Source organism: Rhizobium sp. 2YAF20, from assembly GCF_052114685.1.
In the GTDB taxonomy this organism is placed as follows: Bacteria; Pseudomonadota; Alphaproteobacteria; order Rhizobiales; family Rhizobiaceae; genus Rhizobium.
This window is the reverse complement of record NZ_JBFRFF010000001.1, coordinates 353,157-372,018: the sequence shown is the minus strand read 5'-3', so window position 1 is coordinate 372,018 and position 18,862 is coordinate 353,157. Positions and strand designations below refer to the sequence as shown.

Genomic DNA, 18,862 nt, shown 5'->3' with positions numbered 1-18,862 from the left:
TGAAATTCGTAAATCGGGAGCAGACCCAATGAGCACTGTCATCAAGGGTGGAACGATCGTCACCGCCGATCTGACCTACAAGGCGGATGTAAAGATCAAGGCCGGCAAGATCGTCGAGATCGGGCCGAACCTTTCGGGCAACGAGGTTCTTGACGCTGCCGGCTGCTATGTGATGCCTGGCGGTATCGATCCGCATACCCACCTCGAAATGCCGTTCATGGGCACCTATTCCTCGGACGATTTTGAAAGCGGCACCCGGGCAGCCCTTTCCGGCGGCACGACCATGGTCGTCGACTTCGCGCTTCCCGCGCCTGGCCAGTCGATGCTCGAGGCGCTGACCATGTGGGACAACAAGTCGACCCGGGCCAATTGCGACTATTCCTTTCACATGGCGGTCACCTGGTGGAGCGAGCAGGTCTTCAACGAAATGGAGACGGTCGTCCGGGAAAAAGGCATCAACACGTTCAAGCACTTCATGGCCTACAAGGGCGCGCTAATGGTGGACGACGACGAGATGTTCTCGTCCTTCCAGCGCTGCGCCGAGCTTGGCGCGCTGCCGCTCGTCCACGCCGAAAACGGTGACGTGGTGGCGCAGATGCAGGCAAAGCTGCTCGCCGAAGGCAATAGCGGCCCGGAAGCTCATGCCTATTCGCGCCCGGCCGAAGTCGAGGGTGAGGCAACCAACCGCGCCATCATGATCGCCGACATGGCGGGCTCCCCAGTCTATATCGTCCACACATCCTGCGAACAGGCGCATGAGGCGATCCGCCGCGCCCGCCAGAAGGGCATGCGCGTCTATGGCGAGCCGCTGATCCAGCACCTGACGCTCGACGAAAGCGAATATCTGAACAAGGACTGGGATCACGCTGCCCGCCGCGTGATGTCGCCGCCGTTTCGTAACAAGCAGCATCAGGATAGTCTCTGGGCGGGCCTTGCGTCTGGCTCGCTGCAGGTCGTCGCCACCGACCACTGCGCCTTTACCACGCAGCAGAAGCGTTTCGGCCTTGGTGATTTCACCAAGATCCCCAACGGCACCGGCGGCCTTGAAGACCGGTTGCCGATGCTCTGGACCCATGGCGTTGCCACCGGCCGGCTGACGATGAACGAGTTCGTAGCCGTCACCTCGACCAACATCGCCAAGATCCTCAACATCTACCCGAAAAAGGGCGCGATCCTCGTCGGCGCCGACGCCGACATCGTCGTCTGGGACCCGAAGCGCACGAAGACCATCGCCGCCAAGACCCAGCAGTCGGCCATCGACTACAATGTCTTCGAAGGCAAGCAGGTAACTGGCCTGCCGCGCTATACGCTGACCCGTGGCGTCGTTGCCATCGAGGAAGGCAGCATCAAGACCCAGCAGGGCCATGGCCAGTTCGTTGCTCGCGAGCCCTTCACCGCGGTCAACAAGGCGCTATCGACCTGGAAAGACATCACCGCACCTCGCAAGGTCGAGCGCACCGGTATACCGGCAAGTGGGGTCTAATTGAGCCAGATGCCCTTGCAGCCAAACGCACTAAATTCGCGCCAACCGATCCAGTTCCGGCAGCAGGACGACGCTCTCCTGTTCGTTGGGATCGGTGCGGGCAATTACCGCCGTGCTCGGCTCGGCGCTCAAATTGGCAGGCAGATGCGGCACGCCGGCCGGGATGTAGAACATGTCGCCGGCCTTGACGATGACATGCTCCTCCAGCCGATCGCCGAACCAGGTGTGCACCTCGCCGGAGAGAACATAGATCGCGGTTTCATGCGCTTCATGCAGATGCGCCTTGGCCCGCCCCCCCGGCGGAATGGTCAGAAGATGCAAGCAGATGCCCGTCGAGCCAACCGTCTCGGCGGCAATGCCCTGGAAATAGTTAAGCCCCTGCTTCCCGGCATAGGTGCTTCCGGGTCGAACAATCCTGCAGGTGGGCCTCGATGATACGCTCATGCAATTCCTCCTTTGAGTTCGCGCCGGTGGCGGCCTCTCCCCGTTTTCAGGCACATGGGCCTTCGCTACGAATAACACGCAAGACGCCCCGGCTGACCTGCGAAAACCAGACTGGGACGCATTGATGACATCACCCGCCAATTCCGTCGTTTCCGCGCGGAACCTCTGTCTCACCTACCAAACGAATGACGGGCCGGTCCATGCGCTGAGCAACGTCGACCTTGATGTCGGCAAGGGCGATTTCGTGTCCTTTATCGGGCCCTCCGGCTGCGGCAAAACCACGTTCCTCAGAGCCATCGCCGATCTGGAGCGGAAGACCTCCGGCGATCTCACCGTCAACGGCATGACGCCTGAACTGGCACGCGAAGCCCGATCCTACGGCTATGTCTTCCAGGCACCCGCACTCTATCCCTGGCGCACGATCGAGAAGAATATCGCTCTGCCGCTGGAGATTATGGGCCACTCGACCGAGGAACAGAAGAAGCGGGTTGCCCAGACGCTCGAGCTCGTAAATCTCACCGGCTTTGCACATAAATATCCCTGGCAGCTCTCCGGCGGCATGCAGCAGCGTGCCTCTATCGCCCGCGCGCTTGCCTTCGATGCCGACCTGCTCCTGATGGACGAACCCTTTGGGGCACTTGACGAGATCGTCCGTGACTATCTAAACGAGCAACTGCTGAAGCTCTGGGCGCGGACGAACAAGACCATCTGTTTCGTGACGCACTCGATCCCCGAAGCCGTCTACCTCTCGACGAGGATCGTCGTCATGTCGCCGCGCCCCGGCCGGGTCACCGACATCATCGAATCAACGCTCCCGACTGAGCGCCCCCTCGGCATCCGCGAAACCCCCGAATTCCTCGAAATCGCCCACCGCGTCCGCGAGGGTTTGAGAGCGGGACACAGCTATGAGGAGTGAGCCTTTGAGGACCGAGCCGAGACAGCCCCTCATCCCCCAAGGCCAGTTGCCTGCGCAAAGCCGCACAAACCGGCGCAAGCGCCCTCGCCCTTCGAGGCAATTCTTCCAATTGCACCTCAGGATGAGGGCTCGCCGTCTCAGCCTCGGTTCCAGTCGCTCTTTCTCGGACATCAGGAGCCGCCGCCCATGAACGCCCAGTTCCTCGTCTGGCTTGCCGGCGCGATGACGATCTTTATCTCGGGCGCCACGGCGTCGCGGGCCTATATCGCCACCAGCAACATCCTGGTCCTCGTGCTCTCGCTGACCCTCTATTGCATCGGAAATCTGATGATGGTGCGGCTGATGCGCGAGGGCGGGCTGGGGCTGGCGATTTCAGCCTCTGCCATCGTCCAGCTCATCGTTGTCAACATCATTGCCGTCGCCGTCTTCGGCGAACGCTTAAGCACGCCGCAGCTTGCCGGCGTTGGTCTTGGCGTCCTTGCAATGGCGCTGATGATGTTTCCGTTGCAAGGGAAAGTGTGACGATGGAAAAGGAGAAGTTCTTCAGGCACAAGTTCCTGCCGGTGATCACGATCGTCCTTGCGATCGTCGTCCTCTGGTACATCTTCGCCGTCATCCTCAACGCGCCCTTCCAGCGTGATCTGGACAGGCGCGCCAACGCCACGTCGGGCACGGTTGAATTCATCGGCAAGACATTGTCGCAGCCAAAGCCGATCCTGCCGGCGCCGCATCAGGTAGCCTCCAATGTCTTCGAGAACACGTTCCTTCGCAGCGTCACCAGCAATCGCAGCCTGGTCTACAATGCCTGGGTGACACTGTCGTCGACGGCGGTCGGCTTCCTGTTGGGCTCCATCCTCGGCATCGTGATCGCCGTCGGCATCGTTCACGTGAAGGTGCTGGAGCGCAGTCTGATGCCGTGGATCATCGCTTCGCAAATGGTGCCAGTCCTGGCGATCGCACCGATGGTGATCGTTGTGCTGGGAGCCCTCGGAATCTCCGGGCTGATGCCGAAGGCGCTGATCTGCGCCTACCTCTCGTTCTTTCCGGTCACGGTCGGCATGGTGAAGGGCCTGCGCTCGCCCGAAATCATCTATCTGGACCTCATGCGCACCTATAACGCCAGCCAGGCCCAGACTTTCTGGAAATTGCGGGTTCCGGCCTCCGTCCCGTTTCTCTTTACATCGATGAAGGTCGCAATCGCCGCGAGCCTCGTCGGCACCATAGTCGGCGAACTGCCGACCGGAGCAGTTGCCGGTATCGGCGCCAAATTGCTCGCCGGCTCCTATCAAAGCCAGACCATCGAGATCTGGGCGGCCCTGGTGGCCGGCTCTGTGTTGGCTTCCCTGTTGGTCGCCAGTGTCAGCATCGTCGCCCGCATTGTCGATCGTTCGATGGGAGGGAGGGCCGCGTGAAGGTTTTCCATCTTTCCTGGCAGGGCCTGCTTGCACTCTTGCTCTGCATCGCTGCTGCGCTTCTCCTGCCGCTGATCGCACCCGGGACGAGCGATCCTATTCCGCCTGCTGTCAGCGCGCTGGTTTTCTTCCTGATCGTCGTCTCGTCGATCCTGTCGCAAACCACCCTGCCCCCCGCCATCGCCGCTTCGATCCTGTTCATCGGAGCCCATGAGGCATCTTGGCTGCTCCTGACCGGAATCACCGGAAACGAGGGCGCCGCACAACCCTCGTTCTTCCTGCTGTTTGCCGCTGCCTGGCTGCTTGCCTGGCGCTGCGTCAGCCTGCTTGCTGACCTCAAGCCAAGTTCGACCTTCGCCCGCTCACTCCTTCACCTGGTCATTCCCGCGATCTTCGGCATGTGGATTCTGATCATCTGGGAGGCCGTCACCCGCGGCGCCGGCATTCCTTTCATCCTGCTTCCCCCGCCGAGCGCCATAGGCTTGAGGATCATCGATTCGATTCCGATCCTTGCCGCTGACGTCAGGCAGACGATCCTGAAAGCGGTGCTGGTCGGCTATGTGCTCGGTTGCGCCAGCGGCTTTGTCGTCGCCATCCTTGCCGATCGCGTCGGCTTCCTGCGCCGCGGCCTCATGCCGATCGGCAATCTCGTGTCCGCCTTGCCGATCATTGGCGTCGCTCCGATCATGGTCATGTGGTTCGGTTTCGACTGGCAGTCGAAGGCCGCCGTCGTTGTCATCATGACCTTCTTCCCGATGCTGGTGAACACCGTCGCGGGCCTTGCAGCCTCCGGGCCGATGGAACGCGACCTGATGCGAACCTATGCATCCAGCTACACCCAGACACTGCTGAAGCTTCGGCTTCCGGCGGCCGCGCCCTTCATCTTCAATGCCTTAAAGATCAACTCGACGCTGGCGCTGATCGGTGCCATCGTAGCGGAATTCTTCGGCACGCCAATCGTCGGCATGGGATTCCGGATCGCGATCGAAGGCGGCCGGATGAACGTCGACATGGTCTGGGCCGAGGTCGCGGTGGCGGCGGTGAGCGGTTCCGTCTTCTATGGCGTCATCTCTCTTGTCGAAAGGATGACGACATTCTGGCATCCGTCTATCCGTGGTGAATAGGGCATGACCTCCAGGATCATGCCAAATCGAATACCTGGAGCAAAATGACCGTTCGAAGAGAAGTCATTTCGCTCCCGGCGGCGCCCAAGACCCGGCAAAGGGCAAGGGCTTAACCTCAGAGGGAAAAAGGGAAGACTATGAAAAAACTGATGTTTACACTGATGGCGGGCGCAATGGCGCTGGCTGCGGCTCAATCCGCGCAGGCTGCCGACAAGGTGACGCTGCAGCTGAAATGGGTGACGCAGGCCCAGTTCGGCGGCTACTACGTCGCCAAGGACAAGGGCTTCTACAAGGCCGAAGGCCTCGACGTCGACATCAAGCCGGGCGGCCCCGACAGCGCACCGGAACAGATCATCGCCGGCGGCGGCGCCGATGTCATCGTCGACTGGATGGGTGGCGCGCTCGTTGCCCGCGAAAAGGGCGTTCCGCTCATCAACATCGCCCAGCCATTCGATAAATCCGGCCTCGAAATGATCTGCCCGAAGGACGGCCCGATCAAGTCTGAAGCCGATTTCAAGGGTCACACCCTCGGCGTTTGGTTCTTCGGCAACGAGTACCCGTTCTTCGCCTGGATGAACAAGCTGAAGATTCCGACGGAAGGCGGCAAGGACGGCGTCACCGTCCTCAAGCAGAGTTTTGACGTGCAGCCTCTCGTCCAAAAGCAGGCCGATTGCATTTCCGTTATGACCTACAACGAATATTGGCAGGCGATCGATGCCGGCTTCAAGGCTGAAGACCTCCTTGTCTTCAACTATACGAAGCTCGGCGTGAACCTTCTCGAAGACGGTCTCTATGTCAACGAGGAGAAGCTGAAGGACCCGGCCTTCAAGGAAAAGATGGTGAAGTTCGTCCGCGCTTCGATGAAGGGCTGGAAATATGCCGTCGAGCATCCTGACGAAGCCGCCGGAATCGTCGTCGACAATGGCGGCCAGGACGAAGCGCATCAGAAGCGCATGGCCGGAGAAGTCGCCAAGCTCATCGGCGACGGCAAGCTCGACAAGGCGCTTTACGAGCGCACCGAGAAAGCCCTGCTGGCACAGAAGATCATCAACAAGGAGCCGAAGGGCGCCTACACGCACGCGATTACCGACGCTGCGTTGAAATAGTCTTCTGTTGAACTGATTGCGAGGAGACGCGCGGGCTCGCCTGCGCGTCTCTTCATTTTATGACAGTTCCAATAAAGCTGGCGCCGGCGCAGCTCTTGTCGCAAAAGCGGCGCATATGTAGGCGATCAATCATCGGAATGGACGCATCACTTGGCTGTGATTGATTATGGCCGATGGTCCAAGTAGAATTACTAAGGTCGAAATCATTTTCTCGTGATCTTGTAGAGATTGGAAACCCATCCCACCTACAAGGTCGTCGTTAGGATGAGGGACCTGCTGGCATGACAGACGGACATTGATCCGCCGGAGAGCCGGCACGCGAACGTCGCTTCCGCACGATTGCAAGCGGACCGACAGCCGCAACTGACATAGCAGACATCGAACAATCGGATACGACGCATGGCCCGCACGCCGCATAGCCTCCTGAGCGCCACAGCAATGTTGCTTGCCGCCCTTTCATATCAAACGGCCTTCGCCGCCGAGCCGATCGTGACAGCGCCCAAGCAGAACCTGCCGGCGATCGTCGTCACCGAGGCAGTTGCCCGTACGCTGGTCGACAGAGTGGTCGCCACCGGCACCGTGAAGGCGGTGGAAGAGGTCTACATTCAGCCGCTGGTCGAGGGCTTGTCCATCAAGACCCTGAATGCCGACGTCGGCGACAAGGTGACTGCGGACAGCACGCTTGCGACCCTCAGCGATGACGCGCTGGTCTTGCAAAGGAGCCAGATGGAAGCGACCGAGGCCAAGGGCGAGGCATCGATCGCGCAGCTGAAGGCGCTTCTGATCGAGGCACAGGCCAACTACGCCGAGGCCGAACAACAGCACGCCCGCGCCCTCGCGATGGGTGAAAAAGGCACTGTCTCGACCTCGACGGTTGAGCAGGCAACCGCTGCTGCTGCGGCAAACAAAGCGCGCATGAACTCGGCCGAGCGGGCGATCACGGTGTCCGAAGCCGATCTAAAGGTCGTGGGCGCCCAGATCGCCGATATAGACCTGAAGCTTGCACGCACCGGCGTGAAAACCCCGGTGAGCGGCACGGTCGCCTCGCGCAATGCCCGCGTCGGCGCCATCGCCAGCGGCACCGGCGACCCGCTCTTCACCATCATCCGCGACAGCGATGTCGAGCTTGTGGTCGACGTTTCGGAAAGCGACATCACCAAGATGGCCCCTGGCCAGAAAGCCATTATTTCGGTGTCCGGCAGCCGCGACAAGCTGACGGGTTCCGTTCGCCTTGTCTCGCCGATCGTCGATCCCGTCACGCGCCTCGGCGCCGTGCATGTTTCGATTGACGATGACGCAAAGGCACGCGCCGGCATGTATGGCAGCGCTGAGATCATCACCCGCGAGGCGCAGGGAGTGGCGCTGCCGCTCACCGCCGTCTACAGCGATGAAAATGGCTCGTCCGCCCGCAAGGTCGTAGATGGCGTGGTCAAGTTCGTCAGCGTCGAGACCGGCATCCAGGACGGCTCCTATGTCGAGATTGTCAAAGGCCTGAAGGCCGGTGAACAGGTCGTTGCCAAAGCCGGCGCCTATGTCCGCGACGGCGATCATATCACGCCGGTACGCGACACGCCCGCCGCCACCAATTGAACGGGATAGACAGATGAACTTCTCCGCCTGGTCCATCCGAAACCCGATCGCGCCGCTGCTCGGATTTTTCCTGCTGATGTTCGTCGGCATACAGTCGTTCCACACACTGCCGATCACCCGCTTCCCGAATATCGACGTTCCTATCGTCAATGTGACAGTGACGCAGAGCGGCGCGTCTCCGGCCGAACTGGAAATGCAAGTCACCAAGGAAGTCGAGGATGCGGTTGCCAGCATCACCGGCGTCGATGAAATCCAGTCGACAGTCACCGACGGTCAGTCGCAGACGGTCATCCTGTTCCATCTGGAAGTACCGACCGAGCAAGCGGTGCAGGACACGAAGGACGCGATCGATCGCATTCGCGGCAGCCTTCCGTCCACGGTTGACGAACCGATCGTCTCCAAGATCGAGGCCGAAGGCCAGGCGATCCAGACATTCGCAGTCTCCTCGCCGAACATGTCGCTCGAGGAACTCTCCTGGTTCGTCGACGACACGGTCAAGCGCGCATTGCAGGGGCAGACCGGCATTGGCCGCGTCGACCGCTACGGCGGCGCCGATCGCGAAGTGCGCATCGAGCTCGATCCGAGCAAACTTAATTCCCATGGCATCACCGCAGCAAGCGTCAGCAAGCAGCTTCGCGGCACCAACGTCGATCTCGGCTCCGGCCGCGGCCAGGTTGCCGGCAGCGAGCAGGCGATCCGCGTTCTCGGCGACGCCCGCAATGTCGCCCAGCTTGCTGACACCACGATTGCACTCACCAACGGACGCTTCGTCAAGCTATCGGATCTTGGCGCCATCAAGGACACCTATCAGGAGCCGAAGTCCTTCTCACGCTTCAACAGCACGCCCGCCGTCACCTTTGCGGTCTTCCGCTCGAAGGGCGCCAGCGAAGTCAGCGTTGCCAAGACCGTTGCCGATAGCCTGAAAACGGTTCGCGCCGAAAATCCCGGCGTCTCCATCGAACTCATCGACGACAGCGTCTACTTCACCTACGGCAATTATGAAGCAGCTATGGACACCCTGATCGAGGGCGCCCTGCTCGCGATCATTGTCGTTTTCCTGTTCCTGAGGAACTGGCGCGCAACGCTTATTTCGGCGATTGCGCTGCCGCTTTCGGCGGTGCCGACGTTCTGGATCATGCACATGATGGGGTTCTCGCTGAACCTCGTCAGCTTCCTGGCGCTGACATTGGCGACTGGTATCCTCGTCGATGACGCCATCGTCGAGATCGAAAATATCGCCCGACATATCAAGATGGGCAAAACGCCCTATCGCGCCGCGATCGAAGCTGCCGACGAGATCGGCCTTGCCGTGATCGCAACGACGTTCACGATCATCGCGGTCTTCGTGCCGGTCTCCTTCATGCCGGGCATTCCAGGCCAGTATTTCATCCAGTTCGGACTGACGGTTGCCTTCTCGGTCTTCTTCTCGCTGATGGTAGCGCGCCTCATCACGCCGATGATGGCCGCATACCTGATGCGCGCCGAAGACGCGATGGATGACCACCACGGCAATGACAGCCGGGTGATGAAGGGCTATACGCGGCTTATCCGCGTGACGACCCGCTGGCGCTATACGACCATGCTTGCCGCTATCGGCTTCCTAGTCGGCTCGCTCTATTTCCTCTTCCAGGTGCCCGGCAGCTTCCTGCCCACGGAAGACGCATCGCGCATCGTCCTCTCGGTCGAACTGCCCCCGAATGCGCGGCTCAACGACACCGAACTGGTCACCAACGAGGTCTATAAGCGCCTCAAGGGCACCGATGGCATTGACACCATCTTCGTGCTCGGCGGCGCGGGGCCGAAGGGAGACCTCGAGTTGCGCCGTGCAACGATAACGCTCGCGCTCGACAAGCTGGACCAGTCGCTGGTCAAGAAGCTCGTCAACGATGTGCTGGGCTCGATCCCGATCATCGGCCCGCATCTTCCGAAAGTGGCCCTTTCCGGCCGTGTCAGGCCGCAGTGGCAGATCGAGCAGGAGGTCTTTTCCAGGCTCCGCTCGATACCCGACGTGCGCGTCACCAAGCTCAACGACCGTGGCGATCGTGACCTGTCGTTCAACTTCCTGTCGCGCAGCGAGAAGGATTTGAATACGGCAATCGGCATTCTGGAATCGAAGCTGCGCGCCGATCCGCTGCTTTCGAACGTCAGCGCTGACGGTGCCCTGCCCCGTCCCGAATTGCAGGTGCATCCACGCAAGGACGAGGCCGCCCGCCTCGGCATCACGCCGCAGCAGATTTCCGACACCATCCGCGTCGCCACCATCGGCGATATCGATGCGTCGCTCGCAAAGATCTCGCTCGATGATCGCCAGATACCAATCCGCGTCCAGACCCAGATCGGCATGCGCCGGGATCTCGCTGCCATCAGGGCAATGCGGATCCAGACGGCCGCCGGCACCACCGTGCCGCTCGCAAGCGTCGCCGACATCGACTATTCGGAGGGCTTGAGCTCGATCAAGCGCAACAATCGCTTCCGTGTCGTCGCCATCGGCGCGGACCTGCCGCAGGGTGTCGCCTTGGACTCCGCTTCGGAGCGCTTCCGCGAGATTGTCAGAGAAGCGAAAATTCCGGCGACCGTCCATCTGGCCGAAACCGGTGACACCAAGGTTCAGGGCGAAATGCAGCAGGGCTTCATCAACGCGATGCTGCTCGGGCTGCTTCTGGTCCTGACCGTACTGGTGCTGCTGTTTAAGGACGTGATCCAGCCCTTCACCATCCTGTTCTCGCTGCCGCTTGCCATCGGCGGCGTCGCGGCGGGGTTGATCATCACCAACAATCCGCTCTCGATGCCAGTGTTGATCGGCATCCTGATGCTGATGGGTATCGTCACCAAGAACGCGATCCTTCTCGTCGATTTCGCCATTGAGATGATGCACAAGGGCATGCCACGCATCGAAGCCATGGTCGAGGCAGGCCGCAAGCGTGCGCGGCCAATCATCATGACCTCGATCGCCATGTCGGCCGGCATGCTGCCCTCGGCGCTTGGCGTCGGCGAAGGCGGCTCGTTCCGCGCGCCAATGGCGATCGCCGTCATCGGCGGCATCATCGTCTCGACGGCACTGAGCCTGATCGTGGTGCCGTCGTTCTTCCTGATCATGGACGACCTGTCACGGCTTCTTGCCTGGATATTCGGCCGCCTCGTCGGCAAGAAGGACGTCGAGCGCGTACCGCTGTCCAAGGAAGAGATCGAAGCCTCTGTCGACGAAAACCGCAAATCGATTGCCGCGCTGGAAGACCGTGTCAATGCTATCGAGCCGAAGGAAACGCCGGTGCATGGCGGATCGAGCAAGCTGAACGTGGTAAAAATGCCGCCACTTGCGGCCGAATAGGTCGCGCAGCAGGCAACAAAAAGCCGGGTTCGTCCCGGCTTTTTGTTGCCTGCTGCGATCAATGTGCAGCGCTACAGCCCGCCATGAACTTTCAGAAAATCGACGATCGTCCCGATGCCGTCGCCGCGCTTCATATCGGAGAACACAAAGGGGCGGGTGGCGCGCATGCGGGTGGCGTCGCGGTCCATCACCTCGAGATCTGCGCCAACATACGGAGCAAGGTCCTTCTTGTTTATGACCAGTAGGTCCGATTTGGTGATCCCCGGACCGCCCTTGCGGGGGATTTCCTCGCCCTGGCACACCGAGATGACGTAAATGGTGATATCGGCGAGATCTGGCGAAAACGTCGCCGCGAGATTGTCGCCGCCCGATTCGATGAACACGACGTCGAGGTCCGGAATGCGCTCGTTGAGGCCGGCGATTGCCTGAAGATTGATCGTCGCATCCTCGCGGATCGCCGTATGCGGGCAGCCGCCCGTCTCGACACCGACAATACGATCAGACGGCAGCGCCTGCATCCGCACCAGTGCTTCCGCATCCTCCGTCGTGTAGATGTCGTTGGTGACGACCGCGACCGAAAAATCGTCGCGCATGGCCTTGCAGAGCTTCTCGGTCAGCGCCGTTTTCCCCGAGCCGACAGGTCCGCCGATGCCGACGCGCAAAGGTCCGTTTCTCGATTTCATGCCTGAAACTCCAGTAAAACAGTATGGTAGCGAAACCCGCACGGCGTGGACAGCGGCGAATGACGTAGGAACCGGTGGATAGGCAACAAATCCGCAAGTTCGGGATCGCTCATGATCTGAAGAGCCTTGTCCCCTGGGTCTCATGGAGCAGGGTCGCGATATCAGCCTGGATCGTCGCAGAGCCGAGGTCATCGAGACTTGACCGGGCAGCCTTCTTCGCCACGACAGCGATAAGGCGCTCAAGACCTGCAAGGATGGCAACGCCGTCTTTTTGACCTGATACCCCCAGGCGAATGCCGGCCGATATGCTTTGCGACGCCAGGGAATGCAGAAAGGCAGCGATTGCCTTTTCCGCCGCTACGCCATGCGCGCCCGCGACCGCGCCGACGGCGACCGGATAGGCCGCCTTTACAGGAAGCCGAGAAAATACTTCGTCCGGCCAAGCCATTGCAGCGGACAGAAAAGCCTCCCCAAGCAGCATGGTTTCCTGATGTCGCTCGCGCGAACCGGCCAATGCTTCGGCAAGTTCGGCAACCTCGCCAAGACGCGTCGCGTCATCGCTTGCCCTCAGCGCCTCCGCCAGAAGCAACGCGTCGTTCCAGACGGAACCATGCTCGACGACCGTCGCGATCCAATCGGCGAGGTCTTCCGCATTTGCCACCAGTCTGTCATGGACTACGCGCTCCAATCCGCCGGAATAGGCGAAGGAGCCGATCGGAAAGGCCGGCGAAAGCCACGCCATCAACCGCAAGAGAGCCTGAATATCCCCGTCTTCGGTCATCCGAGCTTTTTCGCGCTAGTGATGGTCATGTCCGTGATCGTGCCCATGCCCCCCGTGCCCATGGGCATCGCCACCGTGCGAATGATAGGCGCCGCGCACCGGCTGGAATGGTTCGGCAACCTCAGCGACCTTCGCTCCGAGGCCCTCGAGCATGGCGCGGATAACGTGATCGCGCAGAATGAGGATGCGGTTCTCCTCGATCTGAGCCGGCAGGTGGCGATTGCCGAGATGCCAGGCGAGCTCGGTCAGATGAATGCGGTCGCGCGGCGTAATTTCGAACAGCTTTTCCTCCGCCGCAACGATCTCGATCAATTCGCCGTCTTCGAGCACCAGCAGGTCGCCATTGGCAAACAGCACAGGCTCCTTCAGGTCGAGCATGACCATATCGCCATTTTGGAGATGCAGCAGTTTGCGGCGCAGATGCCGGAGATCGTGAGGCAGCACGACCTTGTCGATCGGGTTCGAAGATGGCGTTCCGGCCGGTAGATAGGAAGTAACGCGCTGCATGACATGTCCAATTCAAAGCTTCGACAGACCATGCAAAATAGTGACTTGCGATGCAAGGCCGAATGCGGCCTAGCGTCGAGTGCTATTATACTCCATAGCCGTGGCGTGGCCCCTCGCCGTTTGACACTAGGCCCTTGTGGTCGGGCGCATCAGTATCCTCTACCTGACGCTGCCAGGCGGGCTGAAGCCTCTCGCTCTCGTGGACAATGCGGTTGCGCCCGAGCGCCTTGGCCAGGTACAGCGCCTTGTCGGCAGCACCATAGACCGCTTCCTTCTTCCGTCCCGGCCAGATATCCGCGATACCGGCCGATATGGTGATCCTGACCTCTCCGCTGTCGATCGGAATGACGCTCTCGGCAACCAGCGCCTTTACTTCCTCGATACGAGCCAGCCGGTCCTCGACGCTGCCGCCGCAGACGATCACCGCGAATTCTTCGCCGCCCAATCGCGCCACGAGGTTCTTTCCGTCGAAAATGTCGGCGAGCATCCGTGAGATCGCGACGATAACGGCATCGCCGGATGCATGGCCGTGCTGGTCGTTGATCGCCTTGAATCGATCAAGATCGAAAATGACCAGCGAGGCGTTCTCCTCGACGCCGTCGAGCGCTTCGGTAAAGGCACGCCTGTTCAGCAGACCGGACAGGGCGTCGGTGCGGCTAAGCCGCTCGAACTCCGCGCGCGACAATGAGAGATCGTGAATGGCGGAACCGGAAAGGAGGGCAAGTGCTCCCGAAACCACGCCGCCGAGCAGCCACGACAGAAGGACGCCGTAGCGGATTGCGTCCGTCAACGGAAGCGGCAGCAGACCCAGCAAACGCAGAGCCGGAATGAGCGCTGCGAGCATGAGAAGCGAGAGGATGACAGCCAGAAAACTCATCTTTAGGGAGAAAACATAGACGCTCTCCCTCCGATGAAAGTTACCGAGCTCGGCCTGGAGCGAAATCCATTTCTTCATGTTTCGACCTTCCTCCGCCCGACATCCCGCGATTCCAGATAGGGGTCTAGGATCTTCCAAGTCCTTAACGGATTAGCTCAAATGCCAGTGATCGACGGGTTGTGAACAGACAAGAATGATCCTCTTCGAAGCAGCCGCAAATTGGCGAAAGCGCGTGATCGCCCTAGGATTGCGTCGAAGTCCACCAATATGTGAATGACATGTCGAGCGCCGACCCATGAGCCGCTAGATTGTGTTTCATTGCAGCTCACTTTAGGCAGAGTTGCATTTCTGCATCATCTCTAACACAATCTTTTGCACCCAGATTTGGGCCTTTCGGACCAAAAGAAAAAGGCTCCGAAATTCGGAGCCTTTCGTGATCGCCTATAACATTTTGGCCTGCTCAGGCGGCCTGCAGTTGCTTCAGGTTGTCCAGGATATTCTGCGGGGAGGAAACGCCGTAGGGGTCGCTATCGGCATTGTCACTATGGCCCTCTTCCTCGAACCACTGCTCGACGGTGCCGTTATCGATGACAGCCGCATAGCGCCAGGAGCGCATGCCGAAGCCGACATTGTCCTTCGAAACAAGCATGCCCATCTTGCGGGTGAACTCGCCGGAGCCGTCGGGGATGAGCTTGATGTTGACGAGACCCTGCGACTTTCCCCAGGCATTCATCACGAAAGCGTCGTTGACGGAGATGCAATAGATTTCGTCGATGCCTTCGGACTTGAATTCTTCATAGAGCTTCTCGAAGTCGGGAAGCTGGAAATTCGAGCAGGTCGGCGTGAATGCGCCGGGCAGCGAGAACAGCACGACGCGCCTGCCGCCGAAATAGTCCTGCGACGTCACATCCTGCCAACGGAACGGATTGGAGCCGCCAACTGATTCGTCTCTAACGCGGGTGCGGAAAGTGACGAAGGGTACTTTTTTGCCGATCATCCAAATATCTCCTTCGGGACAATGAGGCTACGGCAAGCTCTCGGGAAGAACCGCAGCCGCTCGTGAAACATCATCCCTAGCTAAGATTTTGCCGCAATGCAGCATGAAATGCGGGACTGACGGCCGTCGCATGGCAGACGTGCATCGGATGCATGGGACCCGATGCAATACAGCCCACCAACCGAGCATCAGGCTCTCAGGACGGCTTCGCGACCAGCTCAACGCTGTAAAACAGAATGCCGATGAGGGCGATCACCGGCGGCAATAGGAAACAGCCCATGCCGAGGAGGACGAAAAGCAGGGCGGCCGAGCCGCAGCCGAGCGCAAAACAGCAGACGGCAGTCCCCATGCGCAGCACCCGCGCCCGCCATGCCGCCTTTGCCCCAGCAGGTATGCCCAACATGAGGTCCGCCAGATCGATCATGATCTGCGTCGTCGTTCCGGTCATCAGCGTCGACGGCGGCGCACTGGAAAGATGGACACGGTGCACCGCGTTTTGAATGGCCATGGCCGAAACCAGCACTATGCCGGTCAAAATTGCCTGTGCACTATTGCCGTTGACGAAAGGGCCAAGCTGGATCGCCAGCACCGCACCCAGCGCAAGCAACAGGAATTTGAGAGACAGCAGCGTGCGCAGCACTGGCAAGCTGCGTCTCGAAAGCACGTGCGCCAGTAACCGGGAGAGGACAACGACAATGCAAAACGTCGGCAGTGCGAGCAGCTTGGCCACGGCGCCGGAGGTACCAAGCGCCATCGCCGCACCGAAGGTGACGAAGTTGCCGGTAACATGCGCCGTGAACAGCCCCTGGAGGGCGAGAAATCCGGCCGTGTCCACGTAGCCGCCATTGAAGCTCAACAAGATGGGCAGACTGATCTTCATCGTAACCTCGCTATAGCGAAACTTCCGCCGCCCAATGACCGTGCAGATCTGCCGATCGCGCTACAGCCTACCTGGCGACGATATCGTGGATCTCGGCAATGTAGCCGCCGGGAAACTGCACCATCGCCGCGTTGCGGCCGTCGGACGCATAGGGTTCGACGAGCACCTTCGCGCCGCTGGCCCGCGCTTTGTCGAGCGTATCCTTGAGGTTCGTCGTCTCGTAGCCCGTCGTCTCCAGACCGTAGGGAAACGGCAGATGGCCGTCTGTTACGAGCACCGTCATCCGCCCGAAGACGGATTCTATGCGAATGCGACGAAAGATCTCCTGCGACCGGCCGATCTCGATGCCTGGTGCGTGTCGCTCGTCTGAAACAACCTTGCCATGCGAAAAGGCGACGAAGTCTCGAACAAAGGCGGTGGGCCGATCAGAGGAGACGTACACCCTGTTTTCCGGCACGGTCTCGAGCGCCGGATAATTCGGCACCGTCGTATGCCAATAGAGCTGCATGTTAACGCCGCCCGGCCACTGGACGACTGCGTCGCGTCCGATCGGATCCGGAAACGGCGCAACGATGACGTCGGCGCCGGCAGACCGTGCGGCGGCCACCGCCTTGTCCATGTCGGTGACGAGATAACCGGTCCGCTCGGAGCCGAAGGGATAAGGAATGGGCGTGGTGAAGCCGAAGAGGGAAATCTTACCCGCCGGCGTCTGCAACAGCTGCGACGTCGTGCTGCTGGGCGTCGGCGTCACGGTCGTCACCACCTGCTTTGTGCTCGTGCCGCCGAAGGTCGCAAGGAAGCTTGCGACGAAGACATCGACATCGCTCGGCGCGACATAGACATGCGTCGTATCATATTGCGGCCCCACCCCGACCGCCGTTAGCGCCAGTGCAGGCTGCACCTCCGCCAGAGGCGACAAGGTGGCGAAAATGAACGCAAAGGCAAGAAATCCCCTACGCATCGAGCGATCAGACATCCACAATTCCAGTTTCAAACGAGCGACGCAGCAACGATCGCGCTTCTAGAACAGAAAATAGCGCTGTGCCATCGGCAGCACGGTAGCCGGTTCGCAGGTCAGCAGTTCACCGTCGGCGCGCACCTCGTAGGTTTCCGGATCGACCTCGATATGCGGCGTCAGGCTGTTCATCACCATCGACGCCTTGGAAATCCCGCCGCGGGTATTCTTGACAGCAACGAGGTTCTTGGCAACGCCAAGCCTGCCCTTCAGGCCGCCATCCAGGGAGGCCTGAGACACGAAGGTGACGGAGGAGTTCGTCAGGCTCTTGCCGTAGGCGGCAAACATCGGCCGGTAATGCACCGGCTGCGGCGTCGGGATGGAGGCATTCGGATCACCCATCGGCGCCGCCGCGATCGAGCCGCCGAGCAGGATCATGTCGGGCTTGACGCCGAAGAACGCCGGGCTCCAGAGGACGAGATCGGCACGCTTGCCAACTTCGATCGAGCCAATCTCATGGCTGAGGCCATGGGCGATTGCCGGATTGATGGTGTATTTGGCGATATAGCGCTTGACGCGGAAATTGTCGTTCTCGCCCTTTTCCTCCTTCAGTCGACCGCGCTGGCGCTTCATCTTGTCGGCTGTCTGCCAGGTGCGTATCGCCACTTCGCCGACGCGGCCCATGGCCTGGCTGTCCGACGAGATGATCGAGAATGCGCCGATATCGTGGAGAATATCTTCGGCCGCGATCGTCTCCTTGCGGATGCGGCTTTCGGCAAAGGCGATGTCCTCGGGGATCGACGAGGACAGGTGATGGCAGACCATCAGCATATCGAGATGCTCGGCGATGGTGTTGACCGTGTAGGGCCGGGTCGGGTTGGTCGAGGACGGTATGACGTTCGACTGGCCGCAGATTTTGATGATGTCGGGCGCGTGACCGCCGCCGGCGCCTTCGGTATGAAAGGCGTGGATCGTGCGGCCCTTGATGGCGTCGATCGTATCCTCGACGAAGCCGCTTTCGTTCAGCGTGTCCGTGTGGATCATCACCTGCACGTCATATTGGTCGGCAACCGTCAGGCAGCAGTCGATCGCAGCCGGCGTCGTGCCCCAATCCTCATGCAGCTTCAGCGACGTCGCGCCCGCAAGCACCATTTCCTCAAGCGCGCCTGGAAGCGAAGCATTGCCCTTGCCGGCAAAGGCAAGGTTCATCGGAAAGGCATCGGCAGCCTCGATCATCCGCGCCAGATGCCAGGGGCCGGGCGTGCAGGTGGTGGCAAGCGTGCCGTGTGCCGGACCCGTGCCGCCGCCGAGCATGGTGGTCAGCCCCGACATCAGCGCCTCCTCGATCTGCTGCGGGCAGATGAAGTGGATGTGGCTGTCCATGCCGCCGGCTGTGACAATCTTGCCCTCGGCCGCAATCGCCTCAGTGCCCGGGCCGACGATGATGTTGACGCCCGGCTGCATGTCGGGATTGCCCGCCTTGCCGATCGCGACGATCCGGCCGTCCTTGAGGCCGATATCGGCTTTGACGATGCCCCAGGTGTCGACGATCAGCGCATTGGTGATGACGGTGTCGACGGCACCATTTGCCCGCGTCACCTGGCTCTGGCCCATGCCGTCGCGAATGACCTTGCCGCCCCCGAACTTCACTTCCTCGCCATAGGTCGTCAAATCCTTCTCGACTTCGATGAACAGCTCGGTATCGGCAAGCCTAACCTTGTCGCCGGTGGTCGGACCAAACATGTTTGCATAGGCAGCGCGGGAAATCTTGTAGGGCAT

At 60.5% G+C, this 18,862-nt stretch carries 17 protein-coding genes; 8 read left to right on the top strand and 9 right to left on the bottom strand.

Annotated features, from left to right (window positions below; genetic code table 11):
- The first annotated feature begins 28 nt into the window (after window positions 1–28).
- Window positions 29–1,483 carry a dihydropyrimidinase gene (gene hydA, locus AB4Z52_RS01745; RefSeq protein WP_442216173.1) on the top strand — a complete coding sequence of 485 codons (1,455 nt, stop codon included), beginning with the start codon at window positions 29–31 and terminating at the stop codon, window positions 1,481–1,483.
- 30 nt (window positions 1,484–1,513) lie between these two features.
- Here hydA and AB4Z52_RS01740 read toward each other — a convergent pair whose 3' ends face one another.
- Window positions 1,514–1,927, bottom strand: coding sequence for a cupin domain-containing protein (locus AB4Z52_RS01740; RefSeq protein ID WP_442216172.1), 414 nt, complete (start codon window positions 1,925–1,927; stop codon window positions 1,514–1,516).
- Between the two features lie 124 nt (window positions 1,928–2,051).
- On the opposite strand from AB4Z52_RS01740, the gene AB4Z52_RS01735 reads away from it, so the two are divergent.
- From AB4Z52_RS01735 to AB4Z52_RS01705, 7 genes are all read left to right on the top strand, one after another.
- Window positions 2,052–2,843 (top strand): ABC transporter ATP-binding protein, encoded by a 792-nt coding sequence (locus tag AB4Z52_RS01735; RefSeq protein ID WP_442216171.1) that lies wholly within the window; start codon window positions 2,052–2,054, stop codon window positions 2,841–2,843.
- 186 nt (window positions 2,844–3,029) lie between these two features.
- Entirely contained in the window at window positions 3,030–3,365 is a 336-nt protein-coding gene (locus tag AB4Z52_RS01730; protein ID WP_442216170.1) for a hypothetical protein, read from the top strand.
- Between the two features lie 2 nt (window positions 3,366–3,367).
- Complete coding sequence (locus AB4Z52_RS01725; protein ID WP_442216169.1) at window positions 3,368–4,255, top strand: ABC transporter permease; 888 nt, start codon at window positions 3,368–3,370, stop codon at window positions 4,253–4,255.
- Complete coding sequence (locus AB4Z52_RS01720) at window positions 4,252–5,379, top strand: ABC transporter permease (protein WP_442216168.1); 1,128 nt, start codon at window positions 4,252–4,254, stop codon at window positions 5,377–5,379. Before AB4Z52_RS01725 ends, AB4Z52_RS01720 begins: the two co-directional genes overlap by 4 nt.
- 137 nt (window positions 5,380–5,516) lie before the next feature.
- Window positions 5,517–6,485, top strand: a complete 969-nt coding sequence (locus tag AB4Z52_RS01715) for an ABC transporter substrate-binding protein (protein WP_442216167.1) — start codon at window positions 5,517–5,519, stop codon at window positions 6,483–6,485.
- A gap of 399 nt (window positions 6,486–6,884) precedes the next feature.
- A complete protein-coding gene (locus tag AB4Z52_RS01710; protein ID WP_442216166.1) occupies window positions 6,885–8,075 on the top strand; it encodes an efflux RND transporter periplasmic adaptor subunit in 1,191 nt (396 codons plus the stop codon).
- Between the two features lie 13 nt (window positions 8,076–8,088).
- Window positions 8,089–11,403: an efflux RND transporter permease subunit gene (locus tag AB4Z52_RS01705; RefSeq protein WP_442216165.1), complete on the top strand. Its 3,315-nt coding sequence runs from the start codon at window positions 8,089–8,091 to the stop codon at window positions 11,401–11,403.
- A gap of 71 nt (window positions 11,404–11,474) precedes the next feature.
- Here the strand turns inward: AB4Z52_RS01705 and ureG are convergent, their stop codons facing one another.
- From ureG to ureC, 8 genes are all read right to left on the bottom strand, one after another.
- The gene (gene ureG / locus AB4Z52_RS01700; protein ID WP_442216164.1) at window positions 11,475–12,086 is read right to left on the bottom strand and encodes an urease accessory protein UreG; all 612 of its coding nucleotides are present in this window, start codon (window positions 12,084–12,086) and stop codon (window positions 11,475–11,477) included.
- A gap of 109 nt (window positions 12,087–12,195) precedes the next feature.
- Entirely contained in the window at window positions 12,196–12,867 is a 672-nt protein-coding gene (locus AB4Z52_RS01695) for an urease accessory protein UreF (RefSeq protein ID WP_442216163.1), read from the bottom strand.
- A 15-nt stretch (window positions 12,868–12,882) separates the two neighbouring features.
- Window positions 12,883–13,374, bottom strand: a complete 492-nt coding sequence (gene ureE / locus AB4Z52_RS01690) for an urease accessory protein UreE (protein ID WP_442216162.1) — start codon at window positions 13,372–13,374, stop codon at window positions 12,883–12,885.
- Between the two features lie 85 nt (window positions 13,375–13,459).
- On the bottom strand, window positions 13,460–14,329 hold the full coding sequence (locus AB4Z52_RS01685; protein WP_442216161.1) for a GGDEF domain-containing protein: 870 nt from the start codon (window positions 14,327–14,329) through the stop codon (window positions 13,460–13,462).
- A gap of 382 nt (window positions 14,330–14,711) precedes the next feature.
- Window positions 14,712–15,248, bottom strand: a complete 537-nt coding sequence (locus AB4Z52_RS01680) for a peroxiredoxin (RefSeq protein ID WP_442216160.1) — start codon at window positions 15,246–15,248, stop codon at window positions 14,712–14,714.
- A gap of 196 nt (window positions 15,249–15,444) precedes the next feature.
- The gene (locus AB4Z52_RS01675) at window positions 15,445–16,128 is read right to left on the bottom strand and encodes a YoaK family protein (RefSeq protein ID WP_442216159.1); all 684 of its coding nucleotides are present in this window, start codon (window positions 16,126–16,128) and stop codon (window positions 15,445–15,447) included.
- Between the two features lie 67 nt (window positions 16,129–16,195).
- Window positions 16,196–17,104 carry a glyoxalase gene (locus AB4Z52_RS01670; protein WP_442216158.1) on the bottom strand — a complete coding sequence of 303 codons (909 nt, stop codon included), beginning with the start codon at window positions 17,102–17,104 and terminating at the stop codon, window positions 16,196–16,198.
- Window positions 17,105–17,149: 45 nt separating this feature from the next.
- Window positions 17,150–18,862 (bottom strand): urease subunit alpha, encoded by a 1,713-nt coding sequence (ureC, locus tag AB4Z52_RS01665; RefSeq protein WP_442216157.1) that lies wholly within the window; start codon window positions 18,860–18,862, stop codon window positions 17,150–17,152.